Annotated in this window: 1 protein-coding gene; it reads left to right on the top strand. The window is 72.0% G+C overall.

The genetic code is table 11. From position 1 onward, the window contains the following. Positions 1-22: 22 nt before the first annotated feature. Positions 23-624, top strand: a 602-nt coding sequence (locus FJV41_RS49605; protein WP_141649555.1) for a hypothetical protein, incomplete at its 3' end; no start/stop codon positions are given.

Here is a 624-nt window from a genome sequence, read left to right as displayed (position 1 = left end):
CTGACTCCCAGCCGGAGGCCACATGACGAGCACCACCCAAGGCCCCGCCTCCGTCCACCGCCTCGTCGACATGGTGGTGGAGGAGGTGTCCCTCGTGGACAGGGCCGCCAACAAGCACCGCTTCCTCCTCGTGAAGCGAGACGGAGACACCATGGACAACGCTTCCCAGGACACCACTCAAGCCGAGGGCGCGAGCAGCACCGCCTCGGACACCAACAAGGCCGAGGACGCAGTCCTCGCCGCTGCCCAACAGGCCCTCGAAGCCGTGACGGCCCTCGTCGAGGCGCTGGCCTCGGCGGACGGCGCCGACGACGTGCGCGTGGTGGAGGTGGCCCAACACCTGCGCGCGCTGGCCGACGCGCTGGAGGAGAGCGAGGGCGACTCCGAGGACGAGGAGGATGTCGAGGCGCGCGCCAAGGCCGCCAACCCCGCGCCGCCTCCTCAGTCGGCTCCGCCCGCGCCGAGCCCCGACGCCTCCGGCGTCATGGAAGGCCTGACGAAGCTCACCGACGCCGTCCGCGCGCTGGAGGGCTCCGTGAAGGAACAGCAACAGCGCCTGGGCCGCGTGGAGAAGCAGTTCGGCCTGCCCAACAGCAGCGCCCCCGCGGAGCGCCCGCCCAAGCC

This window comes from Myxococcus llanfairpwllgwyngyllgogerychwyrndrobwllllantysiliogogogochensis, from assembly GCF_006636215.1.
Lineage (GTDB): Bacteria > Myxococcota > Myxococcia > Myxococcales > Myxococcaceae > Myxococcus > Myxococcus llanfairpwllgwyngyllgogerychwyrndrobwllllantysiliogogogochensis.
The sequence above is the reverse complement of the archived record's forward strand: the minus strand, read 5'-3'. Positions and strand labels throughout refer to the sequence as shown.